Consider the following 21,378-nt stretch of genomic DNA (forward strand, 5'->3'; position numbering starts at 1 on the left):
GCCAGCGATGGATTCCCTGGACCTCTACGACCGCTCCGCGCGTGAACGCCTCGTCGACGAGCCGCCCAAGCGCGTCGACGCCCCCGAGCGCACCCCCTTCGAGCGGGACCGCGCCCGGGTGGTGCACGCCGCGGCGTCGCGGCGCCTGGCCGCCAAGACCCAGGTGGTCGGGCCGCAGAGTGACGACTTCGTGCGCAACCGGCTCACCCACAGCCTCGAGGTCGCCCAGGTCGCCCGCGACCTGTCGCGGGCGCTGGGCTGCCACCCCGACATCGCCGAGACGGCCGCGCTCGCGCACGACCTGGGCCACCCGCCGTTCGGCCACAACGGCGAGCGGGTGCTGGCCGAGCTGAGCGAGGCGTGCGGCGGGTTCGAGGGCAACGCCCAGACCCTGCGGCTGCTCACCCGGCTCGAGGCCAAGACCTTCGACGGCGACGGCCGCACGGTCGGGCTCAACCTCACCCGGGCGACCCTCGACGCCTGCACCAAATACCCGTGGCCCCGCGCCCACGCCGACGAGCCCCAGGGCGTCCATGCCGACGGGTCGCCGCGGGTGGTCCGCAAGTTCGGCGTCTACGACGACGACAAGCCGGTCTTCGACTGGCTGCGCACCGGCGTCGAGGGCTCCCGTCGCTGCTTCGAGGCCCAGGTGATGGACCTCGCCGACGACGTCGCCTACTCCGTCCACGACATCGAGGACGGCGTGGTCGCCGAGCGGATCGACCTGACCACCCTCGACCGCCCGGCCGTGTGGCAGACCGTCCGCGACTGGTACCTCCCCGGCGCGGGTGACGACGCCCTCGACGACGCGCTCGACGGGATGTGGCAGATGGGGTCGTGGCCGAGGTCGCCGTACGACGGCAGCCGGCGCAGCCAGGCCGCCTTGAAGAACCTCACCAGCGACCTGATCGGGCGCTTCTGCGGATCCGCCCAGGCCGCGACGTTCGCGGCGGCCGAGGGTCCGTTCGCCCGCTACCGCGCCGATGTGGTCGTGCCCGAGCAGGCGCGGCTGGAGATGGCGGTGCTCAAGGGCATCGCCGCCCACTACGTCATGCAGGCCGACGACCGGGTCAGTGCCATGTCGCGCCAGCGCGAGCTCATGGTCGAGCTGGTCGCGCTGCTGGCCCACCGTGGGCCCGAGGCGCTGGAGCGGCCCTTCGCCGACGACTGGCACGCCGCCGGCGACGACTGCGCGCGGCTGCGGGTCGTGATCGACCAGGTCGCCTCGCTCACCGACGCCAGTGCGATCGCGTGGCACACCCGGCTCCGCAAGCCGTCATAGTCCAGCGTTAGGGTCGACTTTGTGACTTCCCCCCTCGTCTGGCTCCCGTTCGACCCCGCCCTGCTCGGCGACGCGCCGGCCTCGCTGCGCTACGAGGTGGTCGACCCCACCCAGCACGTCCCGGACTCGGTCGGCGACGTCGCGTTCTACGTACCGCCCTACATGATGAGCGGCGCCGTGGGCGACGTGCTGCCCCGGATGACGTCGCTCGAGGTGGTGCAGACCCTGTCCGCCGGCGTCGACAACGTCCGCTCACGAGTCCCCGCCGGTGTGACCCTGTGCAACGGCCGCGGCATCCACGACACGTCCACCGCCGAGCTGACCCTCGCCCTGGTGCTGGCCTCATTGCGCGGCGTCCCCGATTTCGTGCGCGCCCAGGGCCGTCACTCGTGGGAGACCGGCTGGCGGCCCGCGCTCGCGGACAAGAAGGTGCTGCTCATCGGCTACGGCGCGATCGGCGAGGCGATCGAGGCGCGGCTGCTGCCCTTCGAGGTCGAGGTCGTCAAGGTCGCGCGGACGGCCCGCGACGGCGTGCACGCGATGGAGGACCTGCCCGCGCTCGTGCCCGACGCGGACGTGGTGATCCTGATCGTGCCGCTCACCGACCTGACCCGGGGCCTCGTCGACGCCGACTTCCTGGCCTCGATGAAGGACGACGCGCTGCTCGTCAACATGGCTCGCGGCGCCGTCGTCGACACCGACGCCCTGGTCGCCGCGCTCGGCACCGGCCGGATCCACGCCGCGATCGACGTGGCCGACGTCGAGCCGATGCCGGCCGACCACCCGCTGTGGGACGCCCCCAACCTGCTCGTCGCGCCCCATGTCGGCGGCGCCTCGAGCGCGATGTGGCCGCGTGCCCACCGGCTCGTCCGCGACCAGCTGCACCGCTACGCCGCGGGGGAGCCGCTGGTCAACATCATGGTCGGCGACTACTAGTCGGTCCCCGCCCGTAGACTCCGCCACGTGATGGGCCGGATTCGCGACGACAGCATCGCCGAGGTGCGCGAGAAGGCGCGGATCGACGAGGTCGTCTCCGAGCACGTCACCCTCCGCAACGCCGGCGGCGGCTCGATGAAGGGGCTCTGTCCCTTCCACGACGAGAAGTCGCCGTCCTTCCAGGTGACTCCTTCACGGGGCTTCTACCACTGCCTGGCCGGCGAGACCCGGGTGCTGACGTGGGATGGCGTTCGACCCATCAGCGAGCTGGCCGGAGAAACCCACAAGATCCTGGGAAAGCACGGCGACTGGATTGAGGCGCCGTTCAAGTCGTACGGCGTGCAGCGTCTCCACAAGATCGTGCTGACGCGCAACCGACAGTCCAAGGAGATCTTCGCGACCGACGGTCACCGCTGGTTCGTGCGCTCGGGCGCCGGCCTGAAGAACCACAAGGAGGTCGTGACCGTCGACCTGAAGGCCGGTGACCGGCTGCTCCCGAAGTACCCCCGTTCCAGGATCAGGAAGAGTCGGCCCTCTCCCTTCGGCATCGCGCACGGCTTCACCTACGGCGATGGCACGCGGAGCGGCACGGGCAGCGTGGCGTTGCTGTGCCCGCCCAAGGACATGGCGATGCTCAAGTGGTTCCCCAACAGCGCGACAGGGGCATCGGGGGACAACCTGCTCGTGCTCGACCTGCCGCGCTACTTCAAGGAACTGCCGCCGCTGGACGAGTCTGTCTCCTACCTCTACGGCTGGCTCGCGGGCTACTTCGCCGCCGACGGCTGTGTGGCCACGGACGGGACAGTCATGCTCAACTCGGCGGATCGCGACGACCTCGAGTTCGTCCGTCAGGTGTGCACCCGCCTCGGCATCGGCACGTTCGGGATCACGACGCAGTTGCGCGAGGGGTTCCCAGGCCGGGAGCCGTCGGAGCTGCATCGGGTCCACTTCGTCAACGACGACCTCACCGACGACTTCTTCCTGATCGATCAGCACCGCGAGCGCTTCATCTCCAACGAGAAGAAGTTCGCTCGGCGTGGGTGGGTGGTGCAGTCGGTCGAGGCGACGGACCGTGTCGAAGAGGTCTTCTGCGCCGAGGTCGAGGACGGCCACGCCTTCACGCTCGAGGACAACATCCTGACGGGCAACTGCTTCGGCTGCGGCGAGGGCGGCGACGTCATCAGCTTCGTGATGAAGGTCGACGCCCTCAGCTTCGGCGAGGCCGTCGAGCGGCTGGCCGACAAGTTCGGCGTGCAGCTGCGGCGCGAGGAGGGCGACGCCCGCGACGAGCGGCCCAAGGGCCCCTCGAAGTCGCGGCTGATCGAGGCGCACAAGGAGGCGCAGCTCTACTACGCCGAGCAGCTCGCGACGGCCGATGCGCTGACCGCGCGGCAGTTCCTGTCCGAGCGCGGTTTCGACCAGTCGGTGGCTGAGCACTTCGGCATCGGCTTCGCCCCGCGCGAGGGCGAGGCGCTGTTCAAGCACCTGCGGGCCAAGGCGTTCAGCCAGGAGGAGCTCGTGGCAGCCGGGCTCGTGGCCGTCGGGCGCTCGGCCTACGACCGCTTCCGTGGGCGCCTGCTGTGGCCCATCCGGGACGCGACGGGCGACACGATCGGCTTCGGGGCGCGCCGGATCTTCGAGGACGACCGGATCGAGGCGAAGTACCTCAACACCTCCGAGACCGCGATCTACAAGAAGAGCCACGTGCTCTACGGCCTCGACCTGGCCCGCCGCGAGATCGCACGGTCCTCGCAGGCCGTGATCGTCGAGGGCTACACCGACGTGATGGCCTGCCACCTGGCCGGCGTGACCACCGCGGTGGCCACCTGCGGCACCGCCTTCGGCGACGACCACTCACGCGTGCTGCGCCGCTTCCTCAACGACCACGAGGAGTTCCGCGGTGAGGTGATCTTCACCTTCGACGGTGACTCGGCCGGCCAGAAGGCCGCCCTCAAGGCGTTCGGCGGTGACCAGAACTTCGTCTCCCAGACCTACGTCGCCGTCGAGCCCTCGGGCATGGACCCGTGCGACCTGCGGATCAAGGAGGGCGACGCCGCGGTCCGCGAGCTGGTCGCCCGCCGGGTCCCGCTCTACCGCTTCGTGCTCGCCAACGTCGTCTCCAAGTACGACCTCGACCGCGCCGACGGCCGCGTCGACGCGCTCCGCGAGGCCGCCCGGCTGGTGTCGAGCATCCGCGACAAGTCCAAGGTCGACGCGTTCTCCCGCGAGCTCGCCGGGATGATCGGCATCGACATCGAGGAGGCCCGCCGGGAGGTACGCCGTGCGGCGAACCGTCCGGCCGCCAAGCCCGAGCCGCAGCGGTCCTCCGCGGCCGCTCCTGCGGCCGAGGAGGCCAAGCCGGCCGCGCCGGCCCTGCCGGTGCCCGACCCGCGCGACCCGCGGTTCGCCCTCGAGCGCGAGACCCTCAAGCTGGTCCTGCAGCACCCGATGGCGATCGGGCGCACCACCACGGAGATCGGCGGCAACGACTTCACGCACCCGACCTACCGGGCCGTCTGGGAGCTCGTCGCCGCGGCGGGCGGGCCGGTCAAGGGCGCGAGCGACCCGACCTGGGGGAGCCGGCTCCGTGAGAGCGCCACCGACCCCACGGTCGCCTCGACGGTCAGCGCGCTGGGCGTGGAACCGCTGCGGACCGCCAAGCAGCCGGATGCGTCGTACGTCGCCCTGCACGTGTTCAAGCTCCTCGAGCTGACCGCCATGCGCCGGATCGCCGACCTGAAGTCCAAGCTCCAGCGCACCAACCCCGTCGAGCACGCCACGGAGTACAACCGGATGTTCGGCGAGCTCGCGGCCCTCGAGCAGCACCGGCGCACGCTCCGCGAGCGCACGGTCAGCGCGCAGTGAGGATGCGCCGTCCCCGCCCCGACGTCGCCGTCGGGCCGGGGGAGAAGGTCCTTGCCTGGGCGGAGTCGACGTCCGGGGAGGTCGTCGCCGGCACGCGCGACGCGCTCTACGTGTCGTCTGTGGTCGACGTGACGTCGGTGGTCGAGCCTGCCGAGACCCGGATCCCCTGGGAGCAGGTCGAGGCCGCCGACTGGGACAAGGACACGTCGGTGCTGCGGGTCAGCGAGGTCGGCTCGTGGGGCGCCCCACGCCCCGAGCACACGTTCGCCATCGAGGAGCCCGGGCGGCTGCTCGAGCTGGTCCGCGAACGGGTCACCGCGAGCGTCGTCCTGCAGCGGCACGTGCCGATCGAGGGCCGCCGCGGCGTCCGCGTCATCGCCCGCCGTGCACCCCGCGGCGACCAGCCGGTGCAATGGGTCTACGAGTACGACGAGGGCATCGACCCCGACGACCCGCTCGTCGTGATGGCCGCCGAGGAGGCTCTCGCGGCCGCCCGCGAGGAGGTCGGACCGGCCTGATCGGGCCGTCCACCGGGCGCGCCACGCGGAGAGGGAGCCCGATTTTTCACTCCCGCCCTCCCTTGCTAAGGTTTGCGGGCCGCAGCGCAATCCCCTGTAGCTCAACTGGCAGAGCATTCGGCTGTTAACCGGAGGGTTGTTGGTTCGAGTCCAACCGGGGGAGCCAGCGAAGACGGGCCCGTCTCAATCGAGACGGGCCCGTGCTGCATTTCCGGGGCTACTCGCCCCAGCCCATCGGGAACACCTCGAACGCCGCGGCCATGGCGACGCCGAGCCGCTGACCGGTCTGCCGACCGAACCCCTCGAGGAACTCGCGGGCGTCGAAGTCCTCCCACCCGAGGCCGTCGATGTAGGCGCGGTGGGCCTCGAGCGAGCGGACCCCTGCCTCGAACGTCTCGGTCGTGTCCACGGCGTGCCCGGCCAGCGGAGACCCGAAGGCCCAGACCGCCTTCACACCGCCCCACGGCTCGAGCCCGTCGGTGAGCTGGTCGTGGAAGACCCAGCGGTTGCCAGCGTCGCGCACCGCGTCGACGACGGCACGGCCGGTGGCGACGTGGTCGGCCTGGTTGAGGTTGTTGCCGCCCCAGGTGTCGCGGAAGTTGCCGGTGATGACGACGTCGGGTCGGTGGCGGCGTACGACGTGGGCGATCGCGGCCCGCAGCGGCACGCCGTACTCCAGGACGCCGTCGGCCAGCCCCAGGAACTCCACCACGGGGACGCCGACCTCGGCGGCCGACGCGACCTGCTCGGCCTCGCGGACCCGCCGGCACTCGTCGGGCTCCATGCCGTCGATGCCGGCCTCGCCGCTGGTCACCATGCAGTAGGTGACGTCCTTGCCCTGCCCGGTCCAGCGCGCGACGGCGGCGGCCGCGCCGAACTCCATGTCGTCGGGGTGCGCGACGACGCACAGGGCGCGGGCCCAGTCCTCGGGGAGCGGTTCGAGCGGTTCGGGTTCCATCTGTCGAGGATCGCACCAAAACCGATTGCCGGGGGGAGAGTCGCTCGGGAAGGGTGGGGTCGGTGAGCGAGCTCCGGATCGAGGCGGTCGACCCCTACGACGAGCAGGCGTTGCGGCGGTGGTTCGACGCCGAGCAGGCCTCGATCGCCCACGACCGGCCGCTGGCGATCAGCCGCACGTGGCTGGCGACCTCGGGAGCGCTGACCTCGCCCAGCCCCTACTTCCGCGTCGAGCTCGTGGTCGCGACCGTCGACGACGAGGTGGTCGGGACCGGTGAGCTCGAGCTCCGTCTCCGCGACAACACCCACCTCGCGGAGCTCATGGTGCACGTCGTCCCGGACCGGCGACGCGAGGGGATCGGGCGCCGGATCTTCGACCACCTCGAGGCGCGCGCCCGCGGGGAGGGGCGTACGACGCTTCTGGCCGAGCTCGTGGTCGCCACCGACGACCGGACCGGTGCCGGCCTGGGGTTCTGCGAGGCGCTGGGCTTCTCGAGCGTGCACCAGGAGGAGCACCTCGCGCTGCGGCTTCCCACGGACGACGCCCGCCTGGCCGGGCTTCGCCACCTGACCCCCGGCTACGAGATCGTCACGTGGGGCAGCCGGTGCCCTGACGAGCTGGTCGACCAGTACTGCCGGATGCGGACGCAGATGGGTCAGGACGTGCCGTCCGGCGAGGTGGCCTTCGAGGCGCCGGTCATCGACGAGGAGCGGATCCGCATCCAGGAGGAGCGGCTGGCACCGCTCTACCACCAGGTCGTCGCGGCGGCCCGGCGCTCCAGTGACGGGGAGGTGGCGGGCTACTCCGTGCTGTTCCTGCCCCGCGACAGCCGCGACGTACTCCAGGACGACACGCTCGTGATGCCCGGCGACCGGGGACACGGCCTGGGCCTCCAGCTCAAGCTGGCCACCTTCGAGGTGATGCAGCGCGAGCACCCCGACCGCGCGGCGCTGCACACGTGGACCGACCCGTCCAACACAGCGATGTACCGCACCAACGCCGTCTTCGGCTACACCACCGCCGAGCTGATGCACGAGATGCAACGCCAGGAGGCCTCGTGACCACCTATGCCGATCCCGGGCTCCGTCACCCCTCCGAGAGCGAGCGCTGGCAGGGCGCGGCATTCCGCGCCGAGCTCACCGCCTGGGTGACCGACGTGGTCGGGCCGCCGACCTCGGTGGAGCCGACGAAGATCCGGCCCTGGGCGTCGGTGTGGCGCGTCGAGACGCCCAAGGGCGTTCACTTCGCCAAGCAGAACTGCCCCACCCAGGCCTTCGAGGCGGCCGTGCTCGAGGAGCTGGCCGCGCTGGCGCCGCACCACGTCGTGCCGGTCACCGCGGTCGACCGTGCCCGAGGGCTGCTGATGACGCCCGACCAGGGGCCGGTGCTGTCCGAGACCGCCGGCGAGGACATCGACACCTGGTGCCGGGTGGTCTCGGCCGGCGCGGCCCTGCAGCGCGAGGTCGCCCCGCACGCCGACCGTCTCGCCGCGGCCGGGTTGACGGCCCTCGCGCCGGCCGACACCACGGCGTACGTCGAGCACGCCCTGGACCGGTTCGCGGCCATCCCCGACGGCGACCCTCGGGGGATGGCTCCGGAGGACCGCGACGCCGTGCGCGCACACCTGCCCGTGCTGGCCGGGTGGGCCGAGCAGGTCGGCGCCCTCGGGCTGCCGCTCACGCTGGTGCACAACGACCTGCACGGCAACAACGTCTTCGACCGCGACGGGGAGCTGCGGTTCTTCGACTTCGCCGACGCGCTGCTGATGGAGCCGCTGGCGGCCCTCTTCATCCCGCTCAACATGCTGGCCCACGGGCTCGAGGCCGGTCCGGGCGACCCGCGCCTCCACCGGGTCGCCGACGCGGCGCTCGAGGTGTGGAGCGACCTGGCGCCGGCCCCTGAGCTCCGCGCCGCCCTGCCGGCCGCCCTGCAGCTGGCGCGGCTGGCTCGCGCGGAGTCCTGGTCCCGCTGCCTGCCGCCGATGAACGCGGCCGAGCTCGCCGACTGGGGCGATGCGGCCGCCTGGTGGCTGGGCTCAGTCGTGCTCGACCCGATCCTGGGCGAGCTCGCCGAGTAGGTCGTCCCAGTGCGCCAGGAGCGCACCGAGGTGGCCGTCGCCCTCGTCGACCGTCAGCGTCGCGTCGGCCAGGCGCTCCGCCAGCCAGGCGCCGTTGCGCGGCGGGTGGTTGGTGTCGAGGCCGCCGTAGTGGAGCGTGACCGGGCACGCCACGTCCGCCAGGTCGAAGTCCCACGGGCGCAGCAGGGTGGCGGCGTCCCAGAGGTAGCCCTCGTGCTGGGCCAGCGCCTCCCGGACCGAGGCCGCCACGGCCGCCACGGCCGCCACGTCGTCGCCGAGGAGCACGCGGTCCTCTTCGGGCAGTTGCGCGAGGAAGCGACCCGCCAACGCCCGGTCGTCCGGGTCGTCGGGGGCCAGGCGGGCGACGTACGCCGCGAACTCGGGGCGCAGCCGCTCGACGAAGTCCGCGACGGTGCCCACCCCGGCGTCCTCGGGCGGGGTCGGGTCGAGGGCGGGGGAGGAGACGACGGCCACCCGCGTCACGCGGTCGGGGTGCCGGGCGGCGCAGGCCAGGGCGTGCGGCCCGCCGACGGACATCCCGAGGACCGCGAAGCGCCCGATGCCCAGCAGGTCCGCCACCTCGGCCACGTCGTCGGCCACCGCCGCGTGCGACGTGGCGGTGGCCGTCGAGCGCCCGTAGCCGGGCCGGTTCACCGCCACGAGCCGTACGCCGGCTCGCCGGGCGGCGTCGTGACCGGGACGGGCCGCGTGCCGGGTGTCGGGGCAGCCGTGCAGGAAGGCGACCGGCGTGCCCGCGGGGTCGCCACCCTCCCACAGCTGGACGTCCCGGCCGTCCGCGAGCCGCAGCAGCGTCACCGGTGGCCGGCGACCGCGTGCGGCAGGTAGCCCGCGCCGAGCTCGGTGATCTCGTCCTCGGTGAGCTCGAGATCGACGGCCGCGACGGCGTCGGCGAGGTGCTGCGGCTTCGTCACCCCGACGATGGGGGAGGTGACGACCGGCTGGGCCATCAGCCACGCCAGGGCGACCTGCGCCCGCGGGACCCCGCGCCGCTCGGCGACCCGGGACACGGTCTCGACGATCGCGGCGTCCTCGTCGCGATAGAGCGAGCTCCCGAAGGCGTCGGTCTCGGCGCGCGCCGTCGTGGTGTCCCAATCGCGGGTGAGCCGGCCCCGCGCCAGCGGGCTCCACGGGATCACGCCGACGCCGAGGTCCGCGCAGAGCGGGAGCATCTCGCGCTCCTCCTCGCGGTAGATCAGGTTGTAGTGGTTCTGCATGGACACGAAGCGCGTCCAGCCGCCGAGGTCGGCGGCGTGCTGGGCCTTGGCGAACTGCCAGGCGAACATCGACGACGCCCCCAGGTAGCGCGCCTTGCCGGCCTTCACCACGTCGTGCAGCGCCTCCATGGTCTCCTCGATCGGCGTCGCGTCGTCCCAGCGGTGGATCTGGTAGAGGTCGACGTGGTCGGTCCCGAGCCGGGTCAACGACGCGTCGATCTCGTGCAGGATCGCCTTCCGCGACAACCCGGCCCCGTGCGGGCCCGGCCGCATCCGGCCGTGCACCTTCGTCGCGATCACGACGTCCTCGCGCCGGGCGAAGTCCCGCAGCGCCCGGCCGGTGATCTCCTCGCTGCTGCCGCCGGAGTAGACGTTGGCGGTGTCGAAGACGTTGATGCCCGCCTCGAGCGCGTCCTTGATGATCTGGCGGCCGGCCTCCTCGCCGAGCACCCACGGGTGCCCGCCCCGGTCGGGGTCGCCCCAGCTCATGCAGCCCAGCGTCACCGCCGAGACCTCGAGTCCGGTCCTGCCGAGCCTGGTGTAGCGCACGTCGTACTCCCTCGTCGTGGGTCTGGTCCCGCCCGAGGCTAGGCTCTGCGCCGCGAGGGGCGGTAGCTCAGTCGGTCAGAGCAGAGGACTCATAATCCTTGGGTCGTGGGTTCGAGCCCCACCCGCCCTACTCACGTCGTGTCGGCACCCCGGGGTCGTCGGAACGCCGATTTTCGGCCGGATCCGGGCGGCCCCGTCCGGGTGTCGTGCCTGTCATCCGCATCTCGTCTAGACCACCGGTTCGACCCTCGAGGTCCCGGGGATCACGCCCCGCGAGGGAGTGGATAGAACATGCATGAGCACCAGATCGAACGAGCACGACACGTCACGACACGCCTGTCCGGGTTTGCCGGACCGGCCGTCCTGGGGCTGTCGCCCTGGACGCCCGTGGGCCTGCGCGACCCTGGGTGGATGCCGCGCATCGAGACGCTGACCGACGTCGCGACCTGGCTGACCGTCACCGCGCTCGGCCTGTGCCTCGTGGCCGGCGTGCAGCACCTCGTGGCCTTCCAGGCGGCCGGGCCACGGGTCCGGGGTCAGCAACGGCGGCGCAGCATCCGCCGGCGGCCCGAGCCGGCTGCCGGGTCCGGTTGTCCCGTCCCGCACGGCGGCCCCGAGCCCCGCCCCCGGGCCAGGAGGCAGGTCGCGTCCACGGAGGTCGACCGGGGCGAGGCCGAGGAGTTCCTGCGGCTGTTCCACGCCGAGAACCCGGAGGCCGGTCCGGTCGAGCCCCGCCTCGAGGCCGTCCTGCGCGAGATCGACGCCACCGGGACCTACTGGCACACCGCCGAGGAGCTGGCCTTCGGCGCGCGCGTCGCGTGGCGCAACAACGCCCGCTGCATCGGCCGCCTCTACTGGCGCAGCCTGCAGGTGCGCGACCTGCGGACCGTCGGCGACGCCGCCGGTGTCGCCACGCACTGCTTCGGGCACCTGCGCGCCGCGGGCAACGGCGGCAAGATCCGCCCGATGATCAGCGTCTTCGCCCCGGAGGCGCCCGGGCGGCCGGCGCCGCGGATCTGGAACGAGCAGCTCATCCGGTACGCCGGCTACGAGCTGCCCGACGGGCGCGTGCTCGGCGACCCCCGCTACGTCGAGCTCACCCGCGAGCTGATTCGGCGCGGGTGGCGACCCCCCCTGGCGCGCGGCGCCTTCGACGTCCTCCCGCTCGTCGTGGAGACCGCCGAGGAGGGGCCGCGGATGTTCCCGCTCCCCGCCGAGGCCGTCCACGAGGTCGAGCTCGAGCACCCCGAGCTGCCGTGGTTCCGCGACCTGCGCCTGCGCTGGCACGCGGTGCCGGTCATCAGCAACAGCCGGCTGGTCATCGGGGGAGTCTCCTACCCGACCGCCCCGTTCAACGGCTGGTACATGGGCACCGAGATCGGCGCCCGCAACCTGGGCGACAAGGACCGCTACGACCTCGTCCCGGCCGTGGCGCGGCGGATGGGGCTGGACACGTCGCGCGAGGCCACCCTGTGGCGGGACCGGGCGCTCGTCGAGCTCAACCGCGCGGTGCTCCACTCCTACCAGGCCGCCGGCGTGGCGATCACCGACCACCACACCGAGTCGGTCCGGTTCCTCACGCACGTCGAGCGCGAGGAGCGGGCCGGTCGCAGCTGCCCGGCCGACTGGAGCTGGATCGTCCCGCCGATGTCGGGCTCCCAGACCCCGGTCTTCCATCGCTACTACGACACCGCCGAGCAGCGTCCGGGCTTCGTGACCGACGCGGACGCCGCGCAGCGCGGCGTCCGGGGAGCTCCGCGCGCCTTCGGCTGACCGACCGGGGAGCGGACACGCCGGGTGCGGTGTTCGCGGTACCACTGGTTTTCATGCGTCCCATGGGCCACAATGGACGCTACAACTACATCCGTGTCATTTCGATGTCCGACACCTCCGAACAGAGACCGCTGGGGAAGGCGTATCTCGCGCCGGAGATGAAGGAGGTCACGGTGACCGCACGCACTGCTACCCGCACCGCGACGAGGGGCGTCCTGTACGTCCACTCAGCGCCTTCCGCGCTGTGCCCGCACATCGAGTGGGCCGTCGGCGGTGTCCTTGGCGTTGCCGTGAGCCTGGACTGGACCCCCCAGCCGGCGCAGAGCGGCAGCTACCGGGCCGAGCTGTCGTGGTCCGGCGAGGCCGGGTCCGCGGCCGCTGTCGCCTCCGCTCTCCGCGGCTGGAACCACCTCCGCTTCGAGATCACCGAGGAGCCCACGAGCGCCTCGGAGGGCGCCCGCTACTCCTTCACCCCCGAGCTCGGCGTCTTCCACGCCGTCACTGGCCTGCACGGCGACATCATGATCCCGGAGGACCGGCTCAAGGCCGCCGTCGTGAAGGCGGCGCTCGGCGACACGACCCTGCTCAACGAGATCGACAAGCTGCTCGGCAAGCCCTGGGACGACGAGCTCGAGACGTTCCGGCACGCCGGCGACGGGGCCCCCGTCCGCTGGCTGCACCAGGTGGTCTGACCCCGGTCGAGGTCAGGGAGGCGTCAGCTTGAAGTACGACGGCTTGAACCACGTCTTCGTGGAGTCCTGGCCGTTGTAGAAGGTGATCTTCGCCTTGATCTTGAAGGTCCCCGGCCGGGTCGAGGGCTTGCAGATGTGCCAGTTGCCGTGCCCCGCGTCGGGGTCGGACTCCGAGGCGAACGCACCGGAGGCGAGCTTCTCCCCGGTCGGGTCGACCAGGAAGGTCTCCAGCGTCCAGTCGTTCGTCGGCACCGTCACCTTGTAGTGGTAGCGGTAGTCGTGGCACCCGTGCCGCAGGACGCGGTCGGGGGACCCGGTGCTGCCGTACTTCGTGGTGTTGGCCGACGCCGGCGTGGCCGCCAGCAGTGCGACGGGGAGCACGGCGGCGAGGACGGCAGGGAATGCCTTCCTGGACAGCATGGTCTTTCCTCCACGGGGTGTGACGGGCGTCATGGAGGTTCAACGTAGTCGGGCCCGGACCGTTACGGCCCGGACCCGACGCTGCGCAGGACGTGGGCTACAGCGGGATGTTGCCGTGGTACCCCCGGCGTACGCCGCCCTCCTGGACCGCGTCGTCGATCGCCCTGGCGATGGTCGACCGGGTCGCCGAGGGCGCGACGACCTCGTCGACGACGCCGATCTCGACGGCCTTGTCGACACCGCCGGCGATCCGCTCGTGCTCGGCGGCCAGCTCGGCCTCGACCTGCGGGCGGATGTCGGGGGAGACCTCGGCCAGCTTGCGGCGGTGCAGCACCCGGATGGCCGCCACGGCGCCCATCACGGCCACCTCGGCGCCCGGCCAGGCGAAGACCTTGGTCGCGCCGAGGGAGCGGGCGTTCATGGCGATGTAGGCGCCGCCGTAGGTCTTGCGGGTCACCAGCGTGACGCGGGGGACGACGCACTCGCCGAAGGCGTGCAGGAGCTTGGCGCCGCGGCGGACCACGCCGTCCCACTCCTGGCCGACGCCGGGGAGGTAGCCGGGCACGTCGACGATGACGATCAGCGGGACGCCGAAGGCGTCGCACATCCGCACGAACCGCGAGGCCTTCTCGGCCGAGAGCGAGTCGAGGCAGCCGCCGAGGCGGAGCGGGTTGTTGGCGACCACGCCGACCGTGCGACCGCCGAAGCGGCCCAGGGCGGTGACGATGTTGGGCGCCCAGCGCGCGTGCAGCTCCTGGGCGGTGCCCTCGTCGAGCACGGACTCCACGAGCGGGTGCACGTCGTAGGCGCGCTTCTTGGACTCGGGCAGGATCGCCTCGAGGTCCCGGTCCTCGACATCGGCCACGACGAGGCTGCCCTGCGAGCCGAGCAGGTTGGCGACGGTGCGCGCCCGGCCGAGGGCCTCCTCCTCGGACTCGGTGAGGATGTGGACGACGCCGGAGCGGCGGCCGTGCGGCTCGGGGCCGCCGAGGCGCAGCATGTCGACGTCCTCGCCGGTGACCGAGCGGACCACGTCCGGGCCGGTCACGAAGATCCGGCCCTCGGGGCCGAGGATCACCACGTCGGTGAGGGCGGGGCCGTACGCCGCGCCGCCGGCCGCGGGGCCGAGCACCACCGAGATCTGCGGGATCTTGCCCGAGGCCTGGGTCATCACGTGGAAGATCCGGCCGACCGCGTGCAGGGACAGCACGCCCTCGGCCAGGCGGGCGCCGCCGGAGTGCCACAGGCCGATGATCGGCACGCCGTCGGTCATCGCGCGGTGGTAGGCGTCGACGACGACGCGGCAGCCCACGTCGCCCATCGCGCCGCCCATGACGGTCGCGTCGGAGCAGAACGCCACGACCCGGGTGCCGTTGACCGCGCCGACCGCGGCGAGCATGCCGGAGTCGTCGTCGGGCGTGATCAGCTCGAGGGTGCCGTCGTCGAGGAGCGCGGTGAGCCGGTGGACCGGGTTGCGCGGGTCCTCCTCGCGGGGCAGCTTGGCGGGCTTCGCCGCGGCGGGTGCGGTCGTCATCAGATCGTCCCGAACGCGACGGCGACGTTGGCGCCACCGAAGCCGAAGGAGTTGTTCAGCGCCGCGATGTCGCCGACCGGGAGGTCGCGCGGCTTGGTGGCGATGTCGAGCTCGACCTGGGGGTCGAGGTTGTCGAGGTTGATCGTCGGGGGCACGACCCGGTGGTGCAGGGCCATGACGGTGGCGATCGCCTCGAGGGCGCCGGCGCCGCCGAGGAGGTGGCCGGTCATCGACTTGGTGCTGGTGACCACGACGTCGGAGGCGTGGCTGCCGAGCGTCGCGTGGATCATCAGGCCCTCGGCGATGTCGCCCTGCGGGGTCGAGGTGGCGTGGGCGTTGATGTGGGCGATGTCGGAGGCCGAGATCTCGGACTCGGCCAGGCAGCGCAGGATGGCGCGGGTGCCGCCGCGGCCGGCCGGGTCGGGCTGGGCGATGTCGTGGGAGTCGGCGGTGATGCCGGCGCCGAGCACCTCGGCGTAGATCCGGGCGCCGCGCGCGACCGCGTGCTCGTAGGACTCCAGGACCAGGACGCCGGCGCCCTCGCCGAGGACGAAGCCGTCGCGGCCGGTGTCCCACGGGCGGGAGACCGCCGTCGGGTCGCCGCCCTCGGGGCCGCTCGCCGTCTTGGACAGCGCCATCATGTTGGCGAAGGCGGCCATCGGGAGCGGGTGGATCGCGGCCTCGGTGCCGCCGGCCAGGACCACGTCGGCCCGGCCGAGGCGGATCTGGTCGACCGCGAGGGCGATGCCCTCGTTGCCCGACGCGCAGGCGGAGACCGGCGTGTTCACGGCGGCGCGGGCGCCGACGTACAGGCTGATCTGGGCCGCGGGGGCGTTGGGCATGAGCATCGGGACGGCCAGGGGAGAGACCCGGCGGGGGCCCTTCTCCTTGAGCGCGTCGTAGTTGTCGAGGAGGGTCGTCACGCCGCCGATGCCCGAGGCCATCGCGACGCCGACCCGGTCGCCGTCGAGGTCGCCGGACTCCTGGGCGGCGTCGAGGCCGGAGTCCTTCCAGGCCTCCATGGCTGCGACCATCGCGAACTGCGAGGACCGGTCCAGGCGGCGGGCCTTGACCCGCTCCAGGACCTCGGTGGGCTCGACCGCGATGCGGCCGGCGATCTTGACCGGCATCTGCTCGGCCCAGTCGTCGGTCAGGAAGCGGACGCCGGAGCGTCCGGCGACGAGTGCGTCCCAGGTGCTGGCGACGTCGCCGCCGACGGGGCTGGTGGTGCCCAGTCCGGTCACCACGACTCTTGTGCGACTCATTGTGTCCTCAACTCCGGTTCTTCGCGGTGGTTGCTCGAGCAGGGGGCGCCGGCGGGGGACCCGCCGGCGCCGGCCCGGTCAGCTCTGGGCGCGCTCGATGAACGCGACGGCGTCGCCGACGGTCTTGAGGTTCTTGACCTCGTCGTCGGGGATGGAGACGCCGAACTTCTCCTCGCAGGCCACGACGACCTCGACCATGGACAGCGAGTCGACGTCGAGGTCGTCGACGAAGGACTTGTCGAGCTGGACGTCGTCGGCGTCGATGCCGGCAACCTCGTTGACGATGTCGGCGAGGTCGACGCGGATCTCTTCGGTGGTGGCCATCAGGTTGTTCCTTCTCCTTGGGTGGGTGGTGTGCTGCTCGGTCGAGCTGTGGTGCAGTTCTGGGTGGTCAGGGTGCTCACGGGATGGTGACGACCTGCGCGGCGTACGCCAGGCCGGCGCCGAACGCCACGAGCAGGGCCAGGTCGCCGGACTTGGCGTCGCCCTCGGCGATCATCCGGTCGAGGGCGAGCGGGATCGACGCGGCCGAGGTGTTGCCCTGCTCGGCGATGTCGCGGGCGATCCGGACGGTCGGGGGCAGCTTCATCGAGCGCGCCATCGCGTCGATGATCCGCATGTTGGCCTGGTGGGGGACGAAGCAGTCGAGCTGGTCGAGGGTGACCCCGGCGCGGTCGAGGGCCTGCTGGCTGACCGTCGCCATGGCGTACGACGCCCACCGGAAGACGGGGTTGCCCTGCATCACGAGGTGGGGCATCGTCCCGCTGCCGGGGTTGTCGGCCGAGCCGACCACGTCGCGCCAGTCCTCCTTCTGCCGGATCAGGTCGAACTGCTCGCCGTCGGAGCCCCACACGACCGGGCCGATGCCCGCGGTCTCGCTGGGTCCGACCACGGCCGCGCCCGCGCCGTCGGCGAAGATGAAGGCCGTCCCGCGGTCGTTGAGGTCGAGGATGTCGGTGAGCCGCTCGACGCCGATCACCAGCACGTGGCGGGCGCTGCCGGCGCGGATGAAGTCGGAGGCCATCGCGATGCCGTGGCAGAAGCCCGCGCAGGCCGCGGAGATGTCGAAGGCCGCGGCCTGGTCGGTGCCGAGCTCGTGCGCGATCGCCGTCGCCACGGCCGGGGTCTGGAGCATGTGGCTCACGGTGGCCACGACGACGCAGTCGATCTGGCGGGCGTCGATGCCGGCGCGCTCGAGCGCCTGGCGCGCGGCCGCCACCGACATCATCTGCACCGACTCCTCGGGGCCGGCCCACCGGCGGGCCTTGATGCCGGAGCGCTGCTGGATCCACTCGTCGCTGGAGTCGATCGCCTCGACGACCTCGGAGTTTGGGACGATCCGCTCGGGGCGGTAGGCGCCGATGCCGAGGATCGCGGCGTGCGGCGCGCCGGTGGAGGACTGGAGCGAGGGAGTGGTCATCAGGAGACGCCTTCCGGGTGCAGGCGGAGCAGCGGCTGGCCGGGGGAGACCAGGTCGCCGTCCTCGACGAGCCACTCGACGACCTCGCCGCCGTGGTCGGCGGTCACGCTGACCCGGTCGCGCGAGCTGGCGACGTCGCCGATGGCCGCTCCGACGTCGAGCCGCGGCGCGTCGGCGGCCGCGCCGTCGATGTGGAAGGTGCCCTTGGAGGGCGAGACCACCAGGCGCCAGGTCGGCGTGGTGTCGATGATCGAACCCTCGCCGTGCTTCTGGCAGAACGCGCGGGCGTCGTCGAGCTGGTCGGGGGTCTTGAGCGCGAAGGTCTCGACGCCCTTGAGGTTGCGCTTGGCGATGCCGGTCAGGACGCCGGCCGGCGGCATCTCGATGATGCCGGTGACGCCGAGGTCGGTCATCGCCTCCATGCAGAGGTCCCAGCGGACCGGGCTGGCGATCTGGCCGACGATCCGGCGGAGCACGTCGGGGCCGGAGTGGATGACCCGGCCGTCCTTGTTGGAGATCAGGGGGATGCGCGGGTCGTGGACCGAGACCGAGACGGCCAGCTTGGCCAGGTGGCCGACGGCGGGTGCCATGTGCTCGGTGTGGAAGGCGCCGGCGACGCTGAGCGGCGTGAGGCGGGCCTTGGTGGGCGGGTCGGCGGCGAGGGCGGCCAGCTGCTCCATGGTGCCGGCGGCCACGATCTGCCCCGGGCCGTTGTCGTTGGCGGCCGTCAGCCCGTGCTTGGCCAGGCTGGCCAGCACCTCCTCGCGGTCGCCGCCCAGGACCGCGGTCATGCCGGTGGGGGTGGCCGCGGCGGCCTCGGCCATGGCCTTGCCGCGCTCGCGGACCAGCACCATCGCCTGCTCGGCGCTGATCGCCCGGGCGCCGGCGGCAGCGGCCAGCTCGCCGACGCTGTGGCCGGCCACGGCGCCGACCTGGTCGAACGCGTCGCCCGGGTGCGGGAAGAGCTCGAGGGCGGCGATCAGGCCGGTCGCGACCAGCAGCGGCTGGGCGATCTGGGTCTCCCGGATGGTCTCCGCGTCGGCCTCGGTGCCGTAGTGGGCGAGGTCGAGCCCCGCGACCGTCGAGAGCCAGGAGAAGCGCGACGCGAAGGTCGGGTCCTCCAGCCAGGGCGTGAGGAAACCGGGCGTCTGAGCGCCTTGACCGGGAGCGACGATGACGAGCACATGACAAGAGTGGCGGGCCGGAGGGCTGTGGGGCGCCTCCGGCACTCACGAATCTGGTGGGCGATTCTTTGTAGGGTTCCTACAAAGACCGCTCGTCGCCGCGACCGGACTGCCGACCCAGCACCAGCGCGATCCGGAGTGTGAACGCGTCGCGCTCGTCCGACGGCGAGTGCCCGGTCGTCTCCGTGACCTGCTTGAGGCGGTAGCGGACCGTGTTGGGGTGCACGAACAGCGCCCGGGCGGTCCCCTCGATCGAGGAGTTGTGGCGGAAGTACGCCGACAGCGTCTCGATCAGCGTGCCCCGCGCCCGGACCAGCGGCAGGTAGATCTCGTCGACCACGTGCCGGCGCGCGTGGCCGTCACCGGCGAGCGCCCGCTCGGGCAGCAGGTCCGCGCTGCGGACCGGTCGCGGCGCCTCGGGCCAGCCGGTCGCCGAGCGGTGGGCCGACAGGGCGGCGCGGGCCGACACGTAGGCCCGGCTCAGGTCCTCGGCCACCGGGCCGACCACGACCGGGCCGTCGCCGAAGAGGTGCACCACCACCTCGGCGGCGTCCCGGTTGTCCTTGACCCCGCCGAGCAGGACGACGAGGCGCTCGCCCTGGACCGCGCAGAGCGCGTCCATGCCGGCCGCCTTCGCCGCCCGGCGTACCTCGTCGAAGAGGTCGGTCTCGGTGCGTTGGCCGGGGACCGCACCCAGGACCACGGCGACCTCGCCGTGGGAGGACCAGCCGAGGGCGCTGGCCCGGGAGAGCAGCGCCTCGTCGGCCTCCGAGCGCAGCACCGCGTCGACGACCAGCGCCTCGAGCCGGGCGTCCCACGCGCCGCGCACCTCGGCGGCCCGGGCGTAGACCTCGGCGGTCGCGAAGGCGACCTCGCGGGCGTACTGCAGCACCGCCGCGTGCACCTCGGGGGCGTCGGCCGGGTCGAGGAGCGAGTCGATGTTGCTCTCGACCACCTCGATGGAGAGCCGGACGAGGTCGACGGTCTGCTGGAGGGTGATCACGCCGGCCAGGGCCCGGGGTGCCGCACCGAAGACGGAGGCGGCCAGCGCCGTGCCCCGGTCCGCCGCGTCGGCGGTGCGGTACCAGTCGACGAACCCGCGGATACCGGCCTGGACGATCAGCCCGACCCAGCTGCGGTCCTCGGCCGAGAGCTCCCGGAACCATGGCATCTCGGCGTCCATCCGGGCCGTGGCGGTGGTGCTGAGCGCGCCCGTGGAGCGCTGCAGGGCGTCGGCGGCCCGGGCGCGCTGGGCGCGGCCGCGTGCGGGAGTCACGCTCGGACACTAGTCCGAACGGACATTTCCCGTAAAACCCTTGTAAAACAAGGGCTTTCGCTCTGCCCAACGGGAACGTGTTCTGGTTGAATCCGACATCTACGCCCCACGGGTTGGGGTAGCCAGGAGGCTCTCGGTGTCCGACACCCCCCATGAGGTCCAGTACCTCACGTTGCACGGCCACCGCAGGGCCTTCGTGAAGGCCGGTCAGGGCCCCGTGGTCCTGCTGCTGCACGGTCTCGGATGCGACCACACGACGTGGGAGCCGGTGATCGACTCGCTGGCCAAGCGCTACACCGTCATCGCCCCGGACATGCTGGGGCACGGCCTGTCGGACAAGCCGCGGGCCGACTACAGCGTGGGTGGCTACGCCAACGGCATGCGGGACCTGCTGACGGTGCTCGGCATCGACAAGGTGACGGTCGTCGGCCACAGCTTCGGCGGCGGCGTGGCGATGCAGTTCGCCTACCAGTTCCCCGAGCGCACCGAGCGGCTGATCCTCGTCGCCTCCGGCGGCCTCGGGCCCGAGGTGAGCCACGGGATCCGGGCGATCACGACCCCGGGCTTCCACCAGGTGATGGGCGTGCTGACGCTGCCCGGTGTCCGCCACCTCGGCATGGCCGGGCTGCGTGCCCTGTCGACCACCTCGTGGAAGCACACCCGCGACCTCGACGAGGTCGCCGAGATCTACAACTCCTTCAAGGACCCGCACGCCCGGCACGCGATCCGCCACGTGGTGCGCGCCGTCGTGGACTGGCGGGGCCAGATCGTCACCATGGCCGACCGCGCCTACCTCACCGAGGAGATGCCGATGTGCGTCGTGTGGGGACGCGACGACAAGGTCATCCCGGTCCGGCACGCCAGCAACGCCGCCGCCCTGGCCCCCAACGCCCGGGTCGAGGTGATCCCCAACGCCGGACACTTCCCGCACAAGGACCACCCGCACCGCTTCGCCAAGATCGTCAACGAGTTCATCCGCACCACCCAGCCGGCGACGTACTCGCGCGCCCGCTTCCGCAACCTGCTCAAGCACGGGCCGGTCCCCGTGCCCGTCCTCGCGCCGGTCACGGAGATCGAGGCTGGCTGATCCGACTCGTCGAGTCGGCGCATCTGCTTGGGGTGGTTGTGGCGCCCGCGCGCGTGGCCGACCGTCTCCCGGCGTCAAGGACCCTCGCTCCGCTCGGTCCGCTGCGCGGCGGCTTCGCCGTCCTTGACACCGGGACCCGGACGGTCGGCCGGGCAGCGCGCTGTCGGCACGGGCTACGCCCGCGCCGCCCGCATGCGCGGGCGCCCTGGTCGGGTGCTGGGGCTGGTGGGGTCCCGCGGGTCCCGTCCGCCCCATCGGAGCGTTGATTGGTCAAAACCAGCAGAATTTCGGCCGGAAATCGTGCCGT

General features: G+C 72.4%; 19 protein-coding genes, 2 tRNA genes and 1 pseudogene. 12 read left to right on the forward strand and 10 right to left on the reverse strand.

Going from position 1 to position 21,378, the window contains the following annotated elements:
* Nucleotides 1–7: 7 nt before the first annotated feature.
* The 6 genes and pseudogenes from EJF31_RS02385 (at nt 8) to EJF31_RS02405 (ending at nt 5,767) form a co-directional block, all read left to right on the forward strand.
* Nucleotides 8–1,282: a deoxyguanosinetriphosphate triphosphohydrolase gene (locus EJF31_RS02385; RefSeq protein ID WP_125035493.1), complete on the forward strand. Its 1,275-nt coding sequence runs from the start codon at nt 8–10 to the stop codon at nt 1,280–1,282.
* A gap of 21 nt (nt 1,283–1,303) precedes the next feature.
* Complete coding sequence (locus EJF31_RS02390; RefSeq protein WP_125035494.1) at nt 1,304–2,218, forward strand: 2-hydroxyacid dehydrogenase; 915 nt, start codon at nt 1,304–1,306, stop codon at nt 2,216–2,218.
* A 27-nt stretch (nt 2,219–2,245) separates the two neighbouring features.
* Nucleotides 2,246–2,431, forward strand: a pseudogene (locus tag EJF31_RS22510) (CHC2 zinc finger domain-containing protein); the annotation flags it as partial.
* Between the two features lie 417 nt (nt 2,432–2,848).
* Nucleotides 2,849–5,083, forward strand: coding sequence for a DNA primase (dnaG, locus tag EJF31_RS02395; protein WP_373994685.1), 2,235 nt, complete (start codon nt 2,849–2,851; stop codon nt 5,081–5,083).
* A 2-nt stretch (nt 5,084–5,085) separates the two neighbouring features.
* Entirely contained in the window at nt 5,086–5,601 is a 516-nt protein-coding gene (locus EJF31_RS02400) for a hypothetical protein (RefSeq protein WP_221767425.1), read from the forward strand.
* Nucleotides 5,602–5,691: 90 nt separating this feature from the next.
* Nucleotides 5,692–5,767, forward strand: a tRNA-Asn gene (locus EJF31_RS02405).
* A 51-nt stretch (nt 5,768–5,818) separates the two neighbouring features.
* On the opposite strand, the gene EJF31_RS02410 is transcribed toward EJF31_RS02405, so the two are convergent.
* Nucleotides 5,819–6,559 (reverse strand): PIG-L deacetylase family protein, encoded by a 741-nt coding sequence (locus EJF31_RS02410; RefSeq protein WP_125035496.1) that lies wholly within the window; start codon nt 6,557–6,559, stop codon nt 5,819–5,821.
* Between the two features lie 62 nt (nt 6,560–6,621).
* Here EJF31_RS02410 and EJF31_RS02415 point away from each other — a divergent pair, with 62 nt between their 5' ends.
* Nucleotides 6,622–7,620 (forward strand): GNAT family N-acetyltransferase, encoded by a 999-nt coding sequence (locus tag EJF31_RS02415; protein ID WP_185736108.1) that lies wholly within the window; start codon nt 6,622–6,624, stop codon nt 7,618–7,620.
* Complete coding sequence (locus EJF31_RS02420; RefSeq protein WP_125035498.1) at nt 7,617–8,636, forward strand: phosphotransferase; 1,020 nt, start codon at nt 7,617–7,619, stop codon at nt 8,634–8,636. Before EJF31_RS02415 ends, EJF31_RS02420 begins: the two co-directional genes overlap by 4 nt.
* Here EJF31_RS02420 and EJF31_RS02425 read toward each other — a convergent pair.
* Both EJF31_RS02425 and EJF31_RS02430 read right to left on the reverse strand, forming a co-directional pair.
* Nucleotides 8,595–9,452, reverse strand: coding sequence for an alpha/beta fold hydrolase (locus EJF31_RS02425; protein WP_125035499.1), 858 nt, complete (start codon nt 9,450–9,452; stop codon nt 8,595–8,597). The genes EJF31_RS02420 and EJF31_RS02425 overlap by 42 nt on opposite strands.
* Nucleotides 9,449–10,420: an aldo/keto reductase gene (locus EJF31_RS02430; RefSeq protein WP_125035500.1), complete on the reverse strand. Its 972-nt coding sequence runs from the start codon at nt 10,418–10,420 to the stop codon at nt 9,449–9,451. The genes EJF31_RS02425 and EJF31_RS02430 overlap by 4 nt, the downstream gene beginning before the upstream one ends.
* Nucleotides 10,421–10,476: 56 nt before the next feature.
* Here EJF31_RS02430 and EJF31_RS02435 point away from each other — a divergent pair.
* From EJF31_RS02435 to EJF31_RS02445, 3 genes are all read left to right on the forward strand, one after another.
* Nucleotides 10,477–10,550, forward strand: a tRNA-Ile gene (locus EJF31_RS02435).
* Between the two features lie 281 nt (nt 10,551–10,831).
* Nucleotides 10,832–12,193 carry a nitric oxide synthase oxygenase gene (locus EJF31_RS02440; RefSeq protein WP_125035501.1) on the forward strand — a complete coding sequence of 454 codons (1,362 nt, stop codon included), beginning with the start codon at nt 10,832–10,834 and terminating at the stop codon, nt 12,191–12,193.
* A gap of 158 nt (nt 12,194–12,351) precedes the next feature.
* Nucleotides 12,352–12,885: a DUF3145 domain-containing protein gene (locus EJF31_RS02445; RefSeq protein ID WP_125035939.1), complete on the forward strand. Its 534-nt coding sequence runs from the start codon at nt 12,352–12,354 to the stop codon at nt 12,883–12,885.
* 12 nt (nt 12,886–12,897) lie between these two features.
* Here EJF31_RS02445 and EJF31_RS02450 read toward each other — a convergent pair whose 3' ends face one another.
* The 7 genes from EJF31_RS02450 to EJF31_RS02480 all read right to left on the reverse strand — a co-directional run bounded on the left by EJF31_RS02450 (nt 12,898) and on the right by EJF31_RS02480 (nt 19,984).
* Nucleotides 12,898–13,305 (reverse strand): hypothetical protein, encoded by a 408-nt coding sequence (locus EJF31_RS02450; protein WP_125035502.1) that lies wholly within the window; start codon nt 13,303–13,305, stop codon nt 12,898–12,900.
* Nucleotides 13,306–13,402: 97 nt separating this feature from the next.
* A complete protein-coding gene (locus tag EJF31_RS02455) occupies nt 13,403–14,839 on the reverse strand; it encodes an acyl-CoA carboxylase subunit beta (RefSeq protein ID WP_125035503.1) in 1,437 nt (478 codons plus the stop codon).
* Entirely contained in the window at nt 14,839–16,104 is a 1,266-nt protein-coding gene (locus EJF31_RS02460) for a beta-ketoacyl synthase (protein ID WP_125035504.1), read from the reverse strand. Before EJF31_RS02460 ends, EJF31_RS02455 begins: the two co-directional genes overlap by 1 nt.
* A gap of 78 nt (nt 16,105–16,182) precedes the next feature.
* On the reverse strand, nt 16,183–16,431 hold the full coding sequence (locus EJF31_RS02465; RefSeq protein WP_220481562.1) for an acyl carrier protein: 249 nt from the start codon (nt 16,429–16,431) through the stop codon (nt 16,183–16,185).
* A gap of 73 nt (nt 16,432–16,504) precedes the next feature.
* Nucleotides 16,505–17,524, reverse strand: coding sequence for a beta-ketoacyl-ACP synthase III (locus EJF31_RS02470; RefSeq protein WP_125035506.1), 1,020 nt, complete (start codon nt 17,522–17,524; stop codon nt 16,505–16,507).
* Nucleotides 17,524–18,708 carry an acyltransferase domain-containing protein gene (locus EJF31_RS02475; protein ID WP_125035507.1) on the reverse strand — a complete coding sequence of 395 codons (1,185 nt, stop codon included), beginning with the start codon at nt 18,706–18,708 and terminating at the stop codon, nt 17,524–17,526. Before EJF31_RS02475 ends, EJF31_RS02470 begins: the two co-directional genes overlap by 1 nt.
* Before the next feature lie 79 nt (nt 18,709–18,787).
* Nucleotides 18,788–19,984: a CdaR family transcriptional regulator gene (locus EJF31_RS02480; protein WP_260430581.1), complete on the reverse strand. Its 1,197-nt coding sequence runs from the start codon at nt 19,982–19,984 to the stop codon at nt 18,788–18,790.
* A 136-nt stretch (nt 19,985–20,120) separates the two neighbouring features.
* Here EJF31_RS02480 and EJF31_RS02485 point away from each other — a divergent pair, with 136 nt between their 5' ends.
* Entirely contained in the window at nt 20,121–21,071 is a 951-nt protein-coding gene (locus tag EJF31_RS02485) for an alpha/beta fold hydrolase (RefSeq protein ID WP_260430582.1), read from the forward strand.
* Nucleotides 21,072–21,378 lie beyond the last annotated feature (307 nt).

Source organism: Nocardioides sp. LS1 (assembly GCF_003865225.1).
Lineage (GTDB): Bacteria > Actinomycetota > Actinomycetes > Propionibacteriales > Nocardioidaceae > Nocardioides > Nocardioides ginsengisegetis.